This is a genomic window from Roseomonas sp. WA12, assembly GCF_054165765.1.
Genome location: NZ_CM135108.1, coordinates 114,341 through 130,735 on the forward strand (window position 1 = coordinate 114,341; position 16,395 = coordinate 130,735).

15 protein-coding genes are annotated in these 16,395 nt (G+C 70.3%); 6 read left to right on the top strand and 9 right to left on the bottom strand.

The genetic code is table 11. The features are described from left to right. Nucleotides 1-10: 10 nt before the first annotated feature. Nucleotides 11-625, bottom strand: coding sequence for a TetR/AcrR family transcriptional regulator (locus ACVBD7_RS00520; RefSeq protein WP_458095568.1), 615 nt, complete (start codon nucleotides 623-625; stop codon nucleotides 11-13). 131 nt (nucleotides 626-756) lie between these two features. Between ACVBD7_RS00520 and ACVBD7_RS00525 the strand changes: the two genes are divergently transcribed. Together ACVBD7_RS00525 and ACVBD7_RS00530 are read left to right on the top strand one after the other, a co-directional pair. Then, complete coding sequence (locus ACVBD7_RS00525; protein ID WP_458095569.1) at nucleotides 757-1,698, top strand: N-carbamoyl-D-amino-acid hydrolase; 942 nt, start codon at nucleotides 757-759, stop codon at nucleotides 1,696-1,698. A gap of 82 nt (nucleotides 1,699-1,780) precedes the next feature. Continuing rightward, on the top strand, nucleotides 1,781-3,331 hold the full coding sequence (locus ACVBD7_RS00530; protein WP_458095570.1) for a diguanylate cyclase: 1,551 nt from the start codon (nucleotides 1,781-1,783) through the stop codon (nucleotides 3,329-3,331). 10 nt (nucleotides 3,332-3,341) lie between these two features. Here ACVBD7_RS00530 and nth read toward each other — a convergent pair whose 3' ends face one another. Further along, nucleotides 3,342-3,986: an endonuclease III gene (gene nth / locus ACVBD7_RS00535; protein ID WP_458097757.1), complete on the bottom strand. Its 645-nt coding sequence runs from the start codon at nucleotides 3,984-3,986 to the stop codon at nucleotides 3,342-3,344. Between the two features lie 143 nt (nucleotides 3,987-4,129). Between nth and ACVBD7_RS00540 the strand changes: the two genes are divergently transcribed. Beyond that, complete coding sequence (locus tag ACVBD7_RS00540; RefSeq protein WP_458095571.1) at nucleotides 4,130-4,672, top strand: DUF2244 domain-containing protein; 543 nt, start codon at nucleotides 4,130-4,132, stop codon at nucleotides 4,670-4,672. 4 nt (nucleotides 4,673-4,676) lie between these two features. Here the strand turns inward: ACVBD7_RS00540 and ACVBD7_RS00545 are convergent, their stop codons facing one another. The 7 genes from ACVBD7_RS00545 to ACVBD7_RS00575 form a co-directional block, all read right to left on the bottom strand. Further along, complete coding sequence (locus tag ACVBD7_RS00545; protein WP_458095572.1) at nucleotides 4,677-5,135, bottom strand: helix-turn-helix domain-containing protein; 459 nt, start codon at nucleotides 5,133-5,135, stop codon at nucleotides 4,677-4,679. A gap of 224 nt (nucleotides 5,136-5,359) precedes the next feature. Continuing rightward, nucleotides 5,360-6,880 (bottom strand): apolipoprotein N-acyltransferase, encoded by a 1,521-nt coding sequence (lnt, locus tag ACVBD7_RS00550; protein ID WP_458095573.1) that lies wholly within the window; start codon nucleotides 6,878-6,880, stop codon nucleotides 5,360-5,362. 28 nt (nucleotides 6,881-6,908) lie between these two features. Beyond that, nucleotides 6,909-7,886 carry a hemolysin family protein gene (locus tag ACVBD7_RS00555; RefSeq protein ID WP_458095574.1) on the bottom strand — a complete coding sequence of 326 codons (978 nt, stop codon included), beginning with the start codon at nucleotides 7,884-7,886 and terminating at the stop codon, nucleotides 6,909-6,911. After that, complete coding sequence (gene ybeY, locus ACVBD7_RS00560) at nucleotides 7,883-8,500, bottom strand: rRNA maturation RNase YbeY (protein ID WP_458095575.1); 618 nt, start codon at nucleotides 8,498-8,500, stop codon at nucleotides 7,883-7,885. The genes ACVBD7_RS00555 and ybeY overlap by 4 nt, the downstream gene beginning before the upstream one ends. Before the next feature lie 49 nt (nucleotides 8,501-8,549). Then, on the bottom strand, nucleotides 8,550-9,584 hold the full coding sequence (locus tag ACVBD7_RS00565; protein WP_458097758.1) for a PhoH family protein: 1,035 nt from the start codon (nucleotides 9,582-9,584) through the stop codon (nucleotides 8,550-8,552). A gap of 53 nt (nucleotides 9,585-9,637) precedes the next feature. Beyond that, the gene (gene miaB / locus ACVBD7_RS00570) at nucleotides 9,638-11,065 is read right to left on the bottom strand and encodes a tRNA (N6-isopentenyl adenosine(37)-C2)-methylthiotransferase MiaB (protein WP_458095576.1); all 1,428 of its coding nucleotides are present in this window, start codon (nucleotides 11,063-11,065) and stop codon (nucleotides 9,638-9,640) included. Between the two features lie 174 nt (nucleotides 11,066-11,239). Then, complete coding sequence (locus tag ACVBD7_RS00575; protein WP_458095577.1) at nucleotides 11,240-12,175, bottom strand: lysophospholipid acyltransferase family protein; 936 nt, start codon at nucleotides 12,173-12,175, stop codon at nucleotides 11,240-11,242. Between the two features lie 127 nt (nucleotides 12,176-12,302). Between ACVBD7_RS00575 and ACVBD7_RS00580 the strand changes: the two genes are divergently transcribed. Genes ACVBD7_RS00580 through ggt form a run of 3 tightly spaced genes read left to right on the top strand, consistent with a single transcriptional unit; the run spans nucleotide 12,303 to nucleotide 16,361 of the window. Further along, complete coding sequence (locus ACVBD7_RS00580) at nucleotides 12,303-13,901, top strand: ABC transporter substrate-binding protein (protein WP_458095578.1); 1,599 nt, start codon at nucleotides 12,303-12,305, stop codon at nucleotides 13,899-13,901. A gap of 5 nt (nucleotides 13,902-13,906) precedes the next feature. Then, nucleotides 13,907-14,752 carry an alpha/beta hydrolase gene (locus ACVBD7_RS00585; RefSeq protein ID WP_458095579.1) on the top strand — a complete coding sequence of 282 codons (846 nt, stop codon included), beginning with the start codon at nucleotides 13,907-13,909 and terminating at the stop codon, nucleotides 14,750-14,752. A gap of 1 nt (nucleotide 14,753) precedes the next feature. Next, the gene (gene ggt, locus ACVBD7_RS00590) at nucleotides 14,754-16,361 is read left to right on the top strand and encodes a gamma-glutamyltransferase (RefSeq protein WP_458095580.1); all 1,608 of its coding nucleotides are present in this window, start codon (nucleotides 14,754-14,756) and stop codon (nucleotides 16,359-16,361) included. The last annotated feature ends 34 nt before the right edge of the window (nucleotides 16,362-16,395 follow it).

Here is a 16,395-nt window from a genome sequence, read left to right on the forward strand (position 1 = left end):
TCGGCAAACCCTAATCGAGCAGCCGCAACGCTGTGGCCACGACGGTGCCCATCTCAGCCCGAGCCCGGCCGGTCTTCCCGACCACTCGCATCCCCTGCACCAAGCATAGGAGAAGCCGCCCCGTCGCGACCGCGTCCACGTGCCGCCCGATCGAGCCGTCCCGCTGGCCCTCCTGGATCAGGCGGCACAACCGCGCTTCGCGCGCGGCGAGAAGCGACGCCACTTGTCGCCCCAGCTCCGGATCGGAAGAGGCGAACTCCACCGCGCTGCCCACCACCAAGCATCCCGTCCGTCCCGCCTCGCCATGGCTGGCGGCGGCGTAGAAGGCCAGCAACGCTTCCACCCGCTGGCGCCCGGTCTTCGCGCCGGCAAGCCGCTCCGCCAGCGCCTCGTCGCGCCGCTGCACATAGCGCTCCAGCGCCGCACGGAAGAGCCCGCGCTTGTCGCCGAAGGCCTTGTAGAGGCTGCCCGATGTCAGCCCCAGCGCCTCTGTCAGGTCGGTGATGGAAGTCCCGCTGTAGCCGCTGCGGCTGAACACGCCGATCGCCGTGTCCAGCGCCACGTCGGCGTCGAACTCGCGCGGCCGGCCCGGGCGGTTGCGTGTTTCGGAAACATTCGCTGCCATATAACACTTTTGGACATGGCCGTTCCCGAAGTCAAGCCGCGCCGCGCTTTCCCGCCTGCGGCCGATTGCCCCCCGCCCCCTGGCTGCGGCATGAAGGGCCATCGTCCGCCGTTGTGCAGAGGTTCCCGCCCATGCCCCGCATCCTCCGCCTCGCCGCCGCCCAGATGGGCCCGAACCAGCGCGCCGACAGCCGCGAGGCCGTCCTCGCCCGCATGATCGTGCTTCTTGAGGACGCCGCGGCCCAGGGCGCGAAGTTCGTCGTCTTCCCCGAACTCGCCTTCACCACCTTCTTCCCGCGCTGGCTGATCGAGGGCGCGGAGCTGGACGCCTATTATGAGCGCGCCATGCCTAACCCGCGCGTGCAGCCGCTGTTCGACCGCGCGCGCGCGCTCGGCGTCGGCTTCTACGTCGGCTACGCCGAGCTCACCGAGGACGGCCAGCGCTTCAACTCCGCCATCTCCACCGCGCCCGACGGCACCATCCTCGGCAAGTACCGCAAGGTGCATCTCCCCGGCTCCGTCGAGCCCCGCGCCGGCGACCGCTTCCAGCAGCTGGAGAAGCGCTACTTCGAATACGGCGATCTCGGCTTCCCCGCCTTCCGCGGCCCGGCCGACTGGGGCGCCCCCGTCATGGGCATGCTGGTTTGCAACGACCGCCGCTGGCCCGAGGCCTGGCGCGTCTATGCCCTGCAGGGCGTCGAACTGATGGTCATGGGCTACAACTCCGCCGCCTACGACCCGAACGGCGGCAGCACGGAGAACGAGGAGATCCGCACCTTCCACTCGACGCTCGCCGCCCAGTCCAACGCCTATATGAACGCCACCTGGGCCGTTTCCGTGGCCAAGGCCGGCAACGAGGACGGCTCCGGCCTCATCGGAGGTTCCGTCATCGTGAACCCCAACGGTGTTGTCGTCGCCCAGGCAAAGACGCTCGGCGACGAGGTACTGGTCGCCGATTGCGACCTCGACCTCACGCGCCAGGGCAAAGAGAAGATGTTCAACTTCGCCGCCCACCGCCGCCCCGAGCATTACCGGCGCATCGTGGATCAGGTAGGGGCCGAGCCGCCGGCCTGAGCACTGCCCGCCTCCTAGGCTCGCGTTAACCCTTTCCGGCCCTTACTGCCCCCGAAGCCGCAGACCGCGGCCAGGGAAGGTGATGCGCCAGGAAGCCGCCCAATCCATGCCCGGCCCGGCGGCTGGACGACCGGCCCGCCTTACCTCGGCCCTTCGCGGCCTCGGCCTTGCCGTGGCGTTCGGCGTGATCGGCCTCGGCGCCTGGGTGCTCGTCGATGGGAGGAACGATGCCTGGAAGCACGCCCGCTTGGCCTCGGCGAACCTCGTGCGCGCGCTGGAGCACGATATCGAGCGGAACATCGGCCTCTACGATCTCTCGATCCAGGGCACGATCGCGGCCCTGCAACTGCCGGAGATCGAGAGCGCGAGTCCCGAGCTCCGCCAACTCGCCCTGTTCGACCGTGCCGCGACGGCGGAGTATCTCGGTTCCATTCTCGTCATCGGGCCCGATGGGCGCCCAACCGCCTCCTCGATCTCGACGACCCCGCTCAGCCTGAACCTGTCCGACCGGGACTACTTCACGGTTCACCGGGACAGGCCGGATGCCGGCCTCTTCATCAGCCGCCCGTTCCGCAGCCGCCTGCGCGGCGGCGACCCGAGCATCGCCATCAGCCGCCGGCTGCACAACGCGGCCGGCGGCTTCGCCGGCGTGGTGGTCGGCACCCTGCGCCTCGCCTATTTCCAGGACCGTTTCGGCACCCTGGATGTCGGCCGGGACGGCGCCGTAAGCCTCTTTCGCCGCGACGGCCGGCTGCTGGTCCGTCACCCGTTCCGGCCCGTGGAGATCGACCGCGACCTGAGCGGCGCCGACACCGTGCAGCGCTACATGGCCGAGGATTCCGGCAGCTTCGTCGGGCATGGCGGGCTGGACGGAGTGGCGCGGCTATACACCTTCCGCCGCATCGGAAACCTGCCCCTGGTCGTCAGCGTCGCGACGGCGGTGGAGGACATCTTCGCGGACTGGCGCGCCAAGGCCTTCATCACCGGCGGCATCCTCGCCGTGCTGAACGCCCTCATCCTGCTCCTGGCGGTCCTGCTGCGGCGCGAGATGGCCCGGCGCGCGGCCGCAGAACAGGCCATGCTGGCCGCCGCCCACACCGATGCCCTCACCGGCCTGGCCAACCGTCGTTCCCTGGATGCCGCGCTGGACCGTGAATGGGGCCGCGCCCTGCGCGAGGATCTGCCGATCTCGCTGCTTCTGCTCGACGTGGACCGGTTCAAGGCCTTCAACGATCGCTATGGGCACCCGGCGGGCGACGAGTGCTTGCGGGCAGTCGCGGCAGCCGTCTCCCGCGCGGTGCAGCGCCACATCGACCTCGCCGCACGCTATGGCGGCGAGGAGATCGCGGTGCTCCTTCCGAACACCGAGGCCGAGGGCGCGCGGCACATCGCCGAACGCCTCCGCTCCGCCATCGAGCGGCTCGGCCTGACCCATGAGGGGAGCGAGGTCGGCATCGTCACCGCGAGCCTGGGCTGTGCCACGCTGCGGCCCACCTCCGGGTTGCCCGGCGGCGCGAAGTTCCTGGTCAGCGAGGCGGACCGTGCGCTCTACGCGGCGAAGCGACGCGGCCGGAACCGGGTCGTCAGCCTGTCGCAGCTGAGAGCCATGGCGGAGGAGGACGCCGCAGCCTGATCCCCGGGCCCTAGTCGCTCGGCCCCGCCACCTTGTCCGGGTAGTTGCACCAGGCCCGCGCCACGCAGTGCCAGCACTCCGGCCGCCGCGCTTTGCACACGTAGCGCCCGTGCAGGATGAGCCAGTGATGCGCGTCCCGCAGCAGCTCCGGCGGGCAGCGCTTGACCAGCCCGTCCTCCACCTTCCGCGGCGTATCCCCCGGCGCCAGCCCGGTTCGGTTGCCCAGGCGGAAGATGTGGGTGTCCACCGCCATCGCGTTCTCGCCGAAGGCGACGTTCAGCACGACATTCGCGGTCTTCCGCCCAACGCCCGGCAGGGCCTCCAGCGCCTCACGCTCCCGCGGCACCTCGCCCCCGTGCCTCTCCAGCAGAAGCCCGGCCAGTGCCGCCACATTCTTCGCCTTGGCCTGCCACAGACCGATCCGGCGTATATGCGGCGCGATTCCTTCCACCCCCAGCGCTGCCATGGAGGCCGCGTCCGGTGCCGCGGCGAACAGGGTGGCGGTCGCCTTGTTGACCGCCAGGTCCGTCGTCTGTGCCGAGAGCACGACGGCGACGAGAAGGGTGAAGGGATCCTGGTAGTCCAGCTCCGGCCGGGGCGCCGGATTCGCCTCGGCCAGTGCGCGGATGAAGTTGGCAGCCTGCGCGGCCGCCATGCGTCGCGCGCGTCGAGGCTGGCGGGCCGTGCCATGCAGGGGAGGGGAGGGAGGGCGTGTCACGCCATCGCCTTTACGGCCGAATCGCCGCTCCGGGCGAATCGGGCCTTGAACACGGCCGGCGACGACTGAATTTCATGTTCGTGACCGGATCGCCCGATACGCCCGGCCTCGACCCCGCTCCTCTGGCGGTTGAGCCGCTCCGCTTTGAAGCGCTAAGCGTGCCGCATCAGTCCGGCACGCCGGCCGGACTGCGCATCATCGCCGGGCTGGTGCTGGGCGGCTCCGCCGGGCTCACGGCGCTGTTCTGGTCGCTCGGCGCCTGGCCGGTGGCGGGCTTCATGGGCGGCGAGGTGGTGCTGGTACTAGGCCTGCTCCGGGCCCACCGGCGCTGGTCGGACCGGCTGGCCGAGCGGATTATCCTGGCCGAGGGCCACCTGCGCGTGGAGCGGACGGATCGCCGCGGCCGGCGCGGTGCCCTGTCCTTCGAGGCCTACTGGGCCCGTGTGGTCCTGACTCCCCGTCCTGGCCGGGTGAGCGAGCTGCGACTGGCCGCTCGCGGCCGTTCCACCGAGATCGGCCACTTTCTTGGGGAGGACGACAAGACAAGCCTCGCGCAGGCCCTAAGCAAGGCCCTGCGCGACTATCGCAACCCGGTTTTCGACAATCCCCAGACGAGGGGCTGACGGATTACTCGGTCGGGGCGAGGCTCTTGATGAGGTCGAACACCCGCTTGCGCACCGCCGGCTCGTTGATGCGGTAATAGGCCCGCACCAGTTCAAGCGTTTCACGCTTGTGCAGCGTATCGTCCTCGAACCCCTCCTGGGTCTCGGCGAACCCGGCAAGGCGCGAGCGGAAGCCGCCGGAGGCGCTACCGCCCATGCTGTCGGGCATATCGTCGAAAAAGAACCCGATCGGCACATCCAGCACGCGGGCCAGGTCGAACAGGCGGCTGGCGCCGATCCGGTTCACGCCGCGCTCGTACTTCTGCACCTGCTGGAAGGTAAGGCCGAGGGCCTCCCCCAGCTTCTCCTGGCTCATCCCCAAAAGGGTACGGCGCAAACGCACACGGCTACCGACATGCACGTCGATCGGGCTCGGGCGATGTTCGACGCGCTCGGTGCGCTCAAGCGCCTCCTCACTCGACATCGGCGCCACTCCTTCGTTCAAAAGACGGCAGGGGAGCGGCGCACGTCCTGCACACCATGAAGGCGCAGCCGAGGCAGCAACCCTCATAGAACCCTGCAACGATGCAAAAGAGACTGGGGGGACGGTAAGGAAATGTCAACTCTTTCGAGAATTCTAAAAAACTGGACATTCCTGCCCGGCACACAGCCTCCGGATCCCTCATATGGGCAACAGGTAAGCCTTTTTTACCCCTTTGGGCGATTCAGCAACCCTGCCAGTAGAACGGCTGCGGCAAGCAAAGCAGGGATCAGTAAACCAAATCGTGAGAAGGGCGTCGGCTCTCCGGCTGCCGGCAGGGGCGATAACACGAAGCCTGTCTCCCCCAACCCCAGACGCGCGATCTCTCGCCCCCGCGAATCGAAGCTGGCCGAAATACCTGTCTGCGCCGCCCGTGCAAGCGGCAGCCCTTCCTCCACCGCCCGCAGCCGCGCAGCCGCCAAGTGCTGATGCGGTCCGGCCGAGATCCCGAACCAAGCGTCGTTCGTGATGTTCAGTAGCCACCCCGGCCGCTCCGCTCCCACCACGGCTCCCGGAAAGATCACCTCGTAGCAGATCAGCGGCCCCGCCGGCGGTAGCCCCGGCAGCGCCAGTGCGACCGGCCCCGGCCCCGCACCGAAGTCCACGCCTCCCCGGATTACCCGGATCGGCAGCAGCCCCGAGAGCGGCATGTACTCGCCGAAGGGCACCAGATGGGACTTGTCGTAGGTCGCCGAGATCACCCCGTCCGGCCCCATTGCGACCAGGCTGTTGAACAGCTTTGTTGGCCGCCCGTCCGGCCCCCACTCCCCCCGCACGGTGCCGGCCAGCAGAAGACCGCTCGGCGGCAGTGACTCCGCGGCCACCCGGCGCGCCTCGGCATCATCCGCCAGCAGGAAGGGACTGGCTGTCTCGGGCCAGATGATTACCGGCCGGGTTCCCGGTGCCGCCCGCGCTGCTGCCTCTGCCCCCTCGCGGCTTAGCTCCAGGTAGCGGCGGAAGATCGGCACCCGCGTCTCCGCCCGCCACTTCGCCTCCTGCGCCACATTTCCCTGCACCAGCACGAGGGTGACCGGCAGCGCCGACGGCTCCGCCGGGGCGAGCCGCACCGCCCCGAACGCGGCAAAGGCCAGCAAAACCACGACGCCGCCCGCCATCGCCCGCCGCCCGAGCAGCGGCGTGCAGGCCAGCAGAACCGTCACGAGGGAAAGGCCGTGGGTGCCGATCCAGGCTGCGCCCTGAACTGGCAGCGCGGCAAAGGCCCAGACCGAGCCTAGCAGGTTCCAGGGAAACCCCGTGAAAGCCCAGCCCCGCACGAACTCCGCCAGTACCCAGCCGCAGGCCAGCACCAGCACCCGCGGCCAGCCCGGCCGCGCGAGCCAGGCCAGAACCGCGGGGATGGCGCCGTACAGCCCCATCCACAGCGCCAAAAGAGGCACAGCGAGCGGCACAAGCCACCACAGCCGCTCCGCCTCGGTCAGGATGGAGTAGGTGATCCAGTAAAGCCCGACGACGTGATGCCCCCAGGCGAAGGCCCATCCAATCAGCGCCGCCCGGCGCCAGCTCGTGGCCCGGCCCAGAAGCATCACCAGCCCCGGGAGGGCCAGCAGCAGCAGCGGGATCAGGAACAGCGGCGGCATGGCCAGCGCGGCCAGCCCCCCCAATCCGAAGGCAGCGGCCAGGGCGCGCCAGCCGGCGCGCGACTCCAGATACAGGATGAACCGCTGCACGAACCCCGCCCCCAAAAAACCCGCCGCGCTACTCGGCCGCCCGGGACGCGACCCCGGTGATCCCTCCGATCTGGCCCTCGGGCGCACCTTCAGGCCCGCCCGCCATGCCGGAATCGGCGCCCTGAACCCCACCGGCCGGCACCGCCCGCCGCACCCGCACGCGGCGGATCCGTCTGGGATCGCTCTCCAGCACCCGGAACTCCAGGCCGGAGGAGTGGGAGACCAGTTCCCCCCGCGCCGGCACGCGCCCGGCCAGGGTGAAGACCAGCCCGCCCACCGTGTCGATGTCCTGCAGGCGCTCCTCGCCCGTCAGCACCACCCCCATCCGGGCCTCGAAATCCTCGATCTTCAGCCGGGCATCCAGGTCCAGGCTGCCATCCGGCCGCTCCGTCACCTGGGGCGCCACGTCCTCGTCATGCTCGTCCGAGATGTCGCCGACGATGGTCTCGACCAGGTCCTCGATCGTCACCAACCCGTCGATGCCGCCATACTCGTCCACGACGAGCGCCATATGCGTCCGCGCCTCGCGCATCTGCAGCAGCAGGTCGAGCACCGGCACCTGTGGCACCACGAACAGCAGCGGCCGCAGAACCTTCTCCAGCGAGAAGGGCTCCTCGTCCCGCCCGACCGCGGCGAACACGTCCTTGATGTGCACCATGCCCCGGATGTCATCCAGGTCGTTGCGGTAGACGGGAAAGCGGCTGTGGCCCTCGCGCTGGATCAGCCGGATGGATTCGTCCAGCGTCAGGTCGCAGGGCATACCCACGATGTCGGCGCGGGGCAGCATCACATCCACCGCCGTCTTGTGGCGGAGCTTGAGGACATTGCCGAGGATAACGCGCTCGTTTGCGTCAAGCGCATCCGCCTCGGGGATGCTGCCCTCCTCGGCCTCACCCTCGACCAGTGCCTCCACCTGGTCGCGCACGCTCTCGGCCTCGCGCCGCTGCAGCAGCCCGTGGAACTTCCACAGAATGCCCTTGCGATCGGGCCCGTTCCGCTCGCTCATGCCACGCCCCTCCAGGGGTTGGGGAGCGCCAGCCGGCGCATGATCCGCGCCTCCGCCCGCTCCATCCGCCGCGCCTCGCCCGCGCGCAGGTGGTCATGGCCGAGCAGGTGCAGCACCCCATGGGCCACGAGGTGCGAGAGATGCGCCATCACGCTGCGCCCCGCCGCCCGCGCCTCGCGCCGGACCACGCCGAGCGCCAACGCCACGTCACCGGGCATCCCGGGATGCAGGGGAGGGAAGGACAGCACGTTGGTCGGCTTCACCTTGCCCCGGTGGTCGCCATTCAGGCGCTTCACCTGCAGGTCCCCGGTCAGCAGCACCGTCACGGCTCCGCATTCCGGCGCGGGCCCGCCCTCGGCGAAGGCGGCCGCCGCGGCACGCCGCGCAACTTCCTCCACCCTCGGCACAGCGGAGCGCCAGGCCGGGTCCTCGACCACCACCTCGATATCGAAATCCCAGTCCCCGCCGGGCGGTTCGTCATCCAGCCCGGCCTCATCGCCGTCGCCGGCAGGCCAGTGCCCGCCCGAATCGCGGCCGGCCCGGCCGACGGGGAATCCGGCCGCCTGGCCGGCTCCCAGGAGGAGCGCGGCGGCATCGCCGCCGGCCCCTTTCATGAAAAGCCCGGTGGCTTCACCACCGGGCGGGCGACTGCCCACCTCTGCCTTACTCCCTGATCCTGCCGCGCGGCGGCCCGCGCCCATCGGTGGGCGCGATCCGCCCATCGGCCTCGGCACGGCCATAGGCCGAGACGATCCGCCCGACCAGCGGGTGCCTTACCACATCCGCCTCACCGAAGCGCGTCACCCCGATGCCATCCACCCCGTCCAGGATGGAAAGCGCCTCCACCAGCCCGGACTTCTGTCCCGCCGGCAGGTCCACCTGGGAGGGATCGCCCGTCACCACCATGCGGGACCCCTCGCCCATGCGGGTGAGGAACATCTTCATCTGCGCGGGTGTCGTGTTCTGCGCCTCGTCCAGGATGGCATAGGCATGGGCCAGCGTGCGCCCGCGCATGAAGGCCAGCGGCGCGATCTCGATCTCGCCCGAGACGATCCGGCGCGCCACCTGGTCCGCCGGCATCATGTCGTGCAGCGCGTCATACAGGGGGCGGAGATAGGGATCGACCTTCTCCTTCATGTCGCCCGGCAGGAAGCCCAGCCGCTCCCCGGCCTCCACCGCGGGGCGGGAGAGGATGATCCGGTCCACGCGCCCGGCCATCAGCAGCGCCACGCCCTGCGCGACCGCCAGATAGGTCTTGCCCGTGCCCGCGGGCCCGACGCCGAACACCATCTCCTGGCGCTGCAGCATGTCCATGTAGCCCGCCTGTGTCCGGCTGCGCGGCGCGATGGCGCCCTTGCGTGTCCGGATCGCCGGCATATCCGCCAACGGCAGCCGCGGATCCTCCACGGGCCCGTCGGCCATGCGCAGCGCGGCCTCAACCTCCGCCATGCCCGTCGCGTCCCCTTTCTCCAGTCGCTGCCACAGTGAGCGCAGCACCGATTCCGCCAGCCCAGTCGCCTCAGCCCCTCCCGAGATCGTCACGCGGTTCCCCCGCGAGGCGATCCGTACCCCCAGCCGCTGCTCGATGCGCGAGAGATGCCGGTCGTGCTCTCCGTACAGCAGCGCCAGCAGGGCGTTGTCGTCGAAGGTCAGATTAATGGTCCGCGGCACGTCCGGCTGGAAACCGGGGCGGCTGATCGGACGGGCATCGGGCCGAAGGGAGATCCCCCCGGCGGGGGCGGCGATCTGGGTCAAGCGGCGGCGGACTCCTCGGTCAGCACCATGGTTGCGGAAAGGGAATTGGGGAGCGCGGCGCGCAATTGCATCGGCACCACGGCGCCAACCGGGGCTGCACCGGTTGCATGGACCGGCTGCAGCCACGGGCTGCGTCCCGCCACCTGCCCGGGATGCCGCCCCAGGCCGGTGATCAGCACATCCACCACGCGCCCGACACAGGCGTGGTTGAAGGCATCCTGCTGGTGCCGCAGCACCGCCTGCAGGGTCTGGAGACGGCTGTCCTTCTCCGCCTCGGGCACCAGCCCGGCCATGGAGGCGGCGGGCGTGCCGGGGCGCGCCGAGTACTTGAAGGAATAGGCGCCGGCGAAGCCCACCCGCTCGACAAGCCGCATCGTCGCCTCGAAGTCCGCCGCCGTCTCGCCGGGATGCCCGACAATGAAATCCGAGGTCAGCGCGATGTCCGGCCGCGCCTCGCGCAGCCGGTCGGCCAGTCGCAGGTAGAGAGCCGCCTTATGCCCCCGGTTCATCGCGGCCAGCACCTTGTCCGACCCGCTCTGCACGGGGAGGTGCAGATAGGGCATCAGGGCGGGGATCTCCCCATGAGCCGCGATGAGGTCGTCATCCATGTCGCGCGGGTGGCTCGTCGTGTAGCGCAGACGAGCAACGCCGGGGATTTCCGCCAGTTCCCGCAGCAGCCGCGCCAGCCGCCAGGATCCGCCGCCTGGCGCCTCCCCCACCCAGGCGTTCACGTTCTGCCCGAGCAGCGCGATCTCCCGCGCCCCGCCGGCCGCGAGCTGCCGCGCCTCCGTGAGGATTGCCACGGCGGGTCGGGAAAACTCGGCCCCGCGCGTGTAGGGCACCACGCAGAAGGAGCAGAACTTGTCGCAGCCCTCCTGGATCGTCAGGAAGGCCACAGGCCCCTGCGCCGCGCGGGCCTCGGGCAGGTGGTCGAACTTGTCCTCGGCCGGGAAGTCCGTCTCGATCACGGCGCCGGCCGCGCGGCTCGCGCGGGCCACCATCTCCGGCAGCCGGTGATAGGTCTGCGGCCCCAGCACGATATCCACCCAGGGCGCCCGGGCCGTGATTTCCGCCCCCTCCGCCTGCGCCACGCAGCCCGCTACCGCGATCACGGTCTGCCGGCCCTCGGCCGCGCGCGCCTTCTTCGTGTCCCGCAGCCGCCCGAGGTCCGAGAAGACCTTCTCGCTCGCCTTCTCGCGGATATGGCAGGTGTTGAGGATGACCATATCGGCCTCCTCCGCGCTCTCGGTCGGGGCATAGCCCAGCGGCGCCAGGATGTCGGCCATACGCCCGCTGTCATACACGTTCATCTGGCAGCCCCAGGTACGGATCAGGAGCTTGCGCGCGGGCCTGGTGCCCGTCTCGGAGGCTGCCAGGGAGGCAACCGGGGAACCAGTCAGGACGGGGCCGGTGGAACTGCTCATGCGGAAGAAGACCCTCTCGTACCGCGGCCCCGTCTGCAGGGGGCCCCGGGCCGGGGGGATGTGCGGCGCAGGGCCTTCCAGGTCAAGAAAAGCCCGGAGTGAAGGCCCCGCGCGGCGGGCACGGCATGTCCATGCCCCGAGCGTTGCGGAAGCGTTCGATTCCCGTCAAGCGCGTCAGGCCACCGGGATCGAAACGGGCCGCACCGGAAGCGGCCGCGGCTCGCGGTTCTGCCGCAGCATCGCCGCCCCTTCGGCCACCGTCGCCTCGGCCGCAGCGGAGAGCGCCTTGCGGTTCGGGATGGTCCCGGGGTCCAGCGGGTCGTGCAGCAGGATGGTCGCGCGCAGCCCGGCATGCCGGCACAGCCGCCAGGCATGCGGGCCGATCGACATATCGCCGTACCATGCGAATAGCGGCCGGTCCCGCCGGCAGGCCGGCAGCCCGCCCAGCCGGTCATAGGCCACCGACACCGGCTGGATCACCTCCGCCGCATCGGCCACCGAGAGGAAGGAGGAGCGGAAGGGCAGTACCCGCGTCCCGTCCGAGCTCGTGCCCTCGGGGAACAGAATCAGGCTGTCGCCCCGGCCCAGCCGGTCCCGCATCTCGCGGGCCTCGTTACCGGTGCGGCCGCGGGCGCGGGAGACGAACACCGTCCGCCCCAGCCGCGCCACCAGCCCGACCAGCGGCCACTGCCCCACCTCGGCCTTGGAGACAAAGGCGGCATCCAGCGTGCCGCCCAGCACGAGGATGTCGAGCCAGGAGGAATGATTGGCCAGGAACAGCGTGCGCGGCGCCGCCCGCCGCTCGCCCACCACCCGGATCCGCATCCCGATCAGGAAGCAGACCACCCGCCAGTACACCCGCGCGAAAGCAACCTTCCCCGGCCCGGGAACCAGCAGCAGCACGGCCTGCACGGGAATGGCCAGAAGCGTCCACAGCAGCACGCTTGCCAGCCGACGGACCGCCCGAAGCCGCCCGCCCAGCGGCCGGTCGTCCATCACATCGAAGAAGCGCCCGCCCGGAACGGCGCGCCGGAAGCGCAGCGGCGTGCGCCGGCGCAGGCGGCTCGGTGGGGTCAGGGCCTCGGCAGGGTCGCGGATGGCGGCGTCCATTCAGCCGGGTTACTCCCAGGCCCGGGACACGTCCATGGCGCGCTGGTGACACCGGCGTGACGAGCCCGCCTGGACCGCCCGGGAGACCGGACCTAGTCTCCCGGCACCCCCCAGAGACGACACGGCCATGACCCAGCGACGCGACCTCCTCAGCCTGGCCCTGGCCACAGGGGCGGGATGGGCCGCACCGGGCTGGCTCGCCTCCGCCCGGGCCCAGACGCCGGGCGGCAGCACCCTGCGGATCGGCATGGCCGCACCCAACACCACCCTCGACCCGCACCTGCTCAGCAACGCCCCGAACAACGCCGTCGCCACCCATCTGTTCGACAGCCTGATCGTCAACGATCACGCCTCGCGCTCCGTCCCCGGCCTTGCCGAAAGCTGGACGCGCACGGACGACACTCACTGGACCTTCCGCCTTCGCGACACGCGCTTCACCGACGGCACGCCCTTCACCGCCGAGGACGCGATCGTCTCCATCCAGCGCGCGACGGACATCCCCAGCGCGGCGTCCTTCCGCACCTACACGCGCAGCATCAAGGCCATGTCCGCGCCCGATCCCCGCACCCTGCTGGTAGAGACCCGCGCGCCCGACCCGCTGCTGCTGAACGCCATCGGCCGCGTCCGCATCATCAGCGCCCGGTTCAAGGACGCCCCCAGCGCCGAGTTCAACGCCGGCCGCGCCGCCATCGGCACCGGCCCCTACATCCTGCGCGACTACATTCCCAGCAACCGCATCACCCTCGAGCGCAACGCGGCCTGGTGGGGCGGCGCCACGCCCTGGGAGCGGGTGGAGCTGCGCGTCGTCACCGACGACGCCGCCCGCCTCGCGGGCCTCCTGGCCGGCGACCTCGACATCGTGGAGGCCGTCGCGTCCGGCAACACCGAGCGCGTGCGGGCCGACCCGCGCCTGCACCTGATCAGCGGCATCTCCTCCCGGTTCGTCTATCTTGCCACCGACCAGGTGAACGATGTCTCCCCCTTCGTCACCGGCACCGACGGCCGGCCGCTCGACCGCAACCCGTTCAAGGACCTCCGCGTCCGCCAGGCGCTTTCCATGGCTATCAACCGTCAGGCCATCGTGGACCGCACGATGGAGGGCCAGGCCGTGGTTGCCACCCAGTTCCTGCCCAAGGGTGGCCCTGGCACCGACCCGACGCTGGAGCCCGCCCCCTTCGACCCGAACCGCGCCCGCGCGCTGCTCGCCGAGGCTGGCTACCCCCGCGGCTTCCGCCTCACCGTCCACGGCCCGAACGACCGCTATATCAACGACGCCAAGATCGTGCAGGCCGTCGCACAGATGTTCACCCGCATCGGCATCGAGTGCCGCGCGGAGGTGATGCCCTGGTCCACCTATGCCGGCCGCAACAACGCTCGCACCGAGCTCTCCTGCTTCCTCGGCGCCTGGGGCGTGAACACGGGCGAGACGAGCAACCCCATGGGCGCCCTCGTCGCCACCGAGGACAAGCCGGCCGGCTACGGCATCTCCAACGGTGGCCGCTACTCCAACCCGGAGGTGGACCGCCGCCTGAAGGAGGCGCTCCGCACCATGGACGACACAGCCCGCAACGCCCTGCTGGCGGAAGCCAGCGGCATCGCCTTCCGCGAGGTGGCCCTCATCCCGCTGCACCACGAGGTTTCGGTCTGGGCCGCGAAGAAGGGCATCGGCTACGTCACCCGCGCCGACCAGTACACGCTCGCCAACGGCGTCACGAAGGAATCCTGATCCCCGTGTCCACCACCACCGAAGACACGCAGGCCAAGCTGCTGCGCGCCACCTACGACACCGGCAAGACCGCCATCTATTCCGCGAAGGTCGATCCGCGCTTCCAGTACTGCCTCTACGTCCCGCCGCAGATCGGCCCAGACACCGAGCTGGTGGTCTGCGTGCACGGCACCTCGCGCACCAGCTTCCTCGACTTCCGCGACGGCTTTGCCGAGTTCGGGCGCTGGAACAACTGCGTCATCCTCTGCCCCATCTTCCCAATTGGCCCGCTCGGGGATGGCGCGCGCAGCGGCTACAAATACATGCAGGAAGGCGACATCCGCTACGACCGCGTCCTGCTCGGCATGGTGGAGGAGGTCGCGCAGCGCTACGGCCGCGACTGGCAGAACTTCGCCCTGTTCGGCTTCTCCGGCGGCGGCCACTTCACCCATCGCTTCGCCATCCTGCATCCCCGCAAGCTCTGGGCCGCCAGCATCGGCGCCTCCGGCTCCGTCACCCTGCTCGACGCCGATCGCGACTGGTGGGTCGGCATCCGCAACCTGGAACAGGTCTTCGGCATCGCCTTCGACCGCGATGCGCTGGCGAGGGTTCCCGTGCAGATGCTCGTCGGCGACGCCGATCTCGAGACCTGGGAGATCACCCACAAGCCCGGCGGCACCTACTGGATGGAGGGCGCCAACGATGCCGGCCGCACGCGCCCCGAACGCCTGAAGGCTCTGCAGGCCTCTTTCGAGGCCGCCGGCGTGACCGTGCGCTTCGACCTTGTCCCCGGCGTCGCCCACAGCCGGATGCTCGTCATCGACCGCGTGCAGGATTTCCTCGCCGGCCTCCTCAAGACGAAGCGCGCCTGACATGCCCGGGATGATCGTGGCGCCGCAGCCGGAAGCGGTGGAAGCCGGCGCCCGCGTGCTCGAGCGCGGCGGCAATGCGGTGGACGCTGCCATCGCCTGCGGCCTCGTGCAGGGCGTGGTGGACCCGCAGATGGTCGGCATCGGCGGCTTCGGCTCCATGCAGGTCTTCCTGCCCGGCCGCGGCGTGCACAAGGTGCTGGAGTTCTTCTCCCGCGCCCCGCTCGCCGCCACGCCGGACATGTGGGAATCCAAGCTCCTCGGCCAGTCGCGCGATGGCTTTGCCTTCCTGCTGGAAGGCGGCATCAGCGAGGCCGGGCACCTCGCCGTCTGCACCCCCGGCAATGTCGCGGGCTACGCGGAAGCGCTCCGCCTCTGGGGCAGCATGGAGTGGCGGGACGTGTTCCAGCCCGCCATCGCCCAGGCCCGCCAGGGCTGGATGGTGCGCCCGCATGTCCACTGGTTCTGGTCGCAGGACCAGTCCGCCAGCGGCCAGGTCAACACCATCGACAAGCTGCGCATGACCGCGACGGGACGCCGCGTCTACTTCCGCGAGGACGGCACGCTCAAGCGCCTCGGCGACACCATCCACAACCCCGACATGGCCCGCAGCCTTGAACGCCTCGCCGAGGGCGGCCCTGAGCTGTTCTACACCGGCGAAATGGCCGAGGAGATCGCCGCCGACTTCAAGGCGCATGGCGGGCTGATCGGCATGGAGGACCTGCGCGCCTATCGTCCCAGCCTCGCCGACCCGATCTGGGGCGAATACCGTAGTCATCGTATTGCCACCAACCCGCCCCCAAGCAGCGGCTTCGCCATGCTGCAGGTGCTGCACATCCTCGAGCATTTCGACATCGGCGCGCTCACCCATTCCGGCACCGAGCATATCCGCATCCTGACCGAGGCCATGAAGCGCATGACCATCGACAAGGACCGCAACATGTCGGACCCGGCCTTCGTGCCCGTGCCGACGGACCAGCTCCTCTCGCCCGCCTACACAGCAAACGTGGCCGAGGGCATCCGCCGCGCCGACCGCCTGCGCGTGACCCGCCTCGAACGGAAAACCGAGCGCGACACCACCCATGTCTCCGTGATGGACCGCGAGGGCAACTGCGTGACGATGACCCACACCCTCGGCAGCCCGTCCGGCGCCATCACCGAGGGGCTGGGCTTCATGTACAACGGCTCGATGAGCCGCTTCGACCCGCGCCCGGGCCGCGCCGGCTCCATCGCCCCCGGCAAGCGCCGCGCCTCCTCCTCCGCCCCCACCATCGTCTTCCAGGGTGACCGGCCGCGCATCGTTATCGGCGCGCCCGGCGGCAGCTACATCGCGCCCGCGGTGGCGCAGGGCATCAGCAACGTGCTCGATTTCGGCATGTCCATGTCGGATGCGGTCGCCGCCCCGCGCATCGTCGCGGTGTCGGATTCCATCGACGTCTCCAACCGCATCCGCCGCGACGTGACGGATACGCTGGCTGCCCAGGGCTACGACATCAAGCGCAGCCCGATGAGCTACGCCTTCGCCGCGCTCCACGGCATCGGCATCGCGGGCGACCGGCTGGAAGGCGGCGCCGACCCGCAGCGGGACGGCATGGCACTGCCCGTGGACTGATCAGCCCCGGGCGTGAACGGCCCCGGACCGTGCG

What these genes read in the sequence shown, in the direction of transcription:
- ACVBD7_RS00520 (WP_458095568.1), bottom strand. Translation starts at nt 625, where the DNA reads ATGGCAGCGAATGTTTCCGAAACACGCAACCGCCCGGGCCGGCCGCGC.
- ACVBD7_RS00525 (WP_458095569.1), top strand. Translation starts at nt 757, where the DNA reads ATGCCCCGCATCCTCCGCCTCGCCGCCGCCCAGATGGGCCCGAACCAG.
- ACVBD7_RS00530 (WP_458095570.1), top strand. Translation starts at nt 1,781, where the DNA reads ATGCGCCAGGAAGCCGCCCAATCCATGCCCGGCCCGGCGGCTGGACGA.
- nth (WP_458097757.1), bottom strand. Translation starts at nt 3,986, where the DNA reads ATGGCGGCCGCGCAGGCTGCCAACTTCATCCGCGCACTGGCCGAGGCG.
- ACVBD7_RS00545 (WP_458095572.1), bottom strand. Translation starts at nt 5,135, where the DNA reads ATGTCGAGTGAGGAGGCGCTTGAGCGCACCGAGCGCGTCGAACATCGC.
- ACVBD7_RS00555 (WP_458095574.1), bottom strand. Translation starts at nt 7,886, where the DNA reads ATGAGCGAGCGGAACGGGCCCGATCGCAAGGGCATTCTGTGGAAGTTC.
- ybeY (WP_458095575.1), bottom strand. Translation starts at nt 8,500, where the DNA reads ATGAAAGGGGCCGGCGGCGATGCCGCCGCGCTCCTCCTGGGAGCCGGC.
- miaB (WP_458095576.1), bottom strand. Translation starts at nt 11,065, where the DNA reads ATGAGCAGTTCCACCGGCCCCGTCCTGACTGGTTCCCCGGTTGCCTCC.
- ACVBD7_RS00575 (WP_458095577.1), bottom strand. Translation starts at nt 12,175, where the DNA reads ATGGACGCCGCCATCCGCGACCCTGCCGAGGCCCTGACCCCACCGAGC.
- ACVBD7_RS00580 (WP_458095578.1), top strand. Translation starts at nt 12,303, where the DNA reads ATGACCCAGCGACGCGACCTCCTCAGCCTGGCCCTGGCCACAGGGGCG.
- ggt (WP_458095580.1), top strand. Translation starts at nt 14,754, where the DNA reads ATGCCCGGGATGATCGTGGCGCCGCAGCCGGAAGCGGTGGAAGCCGGC.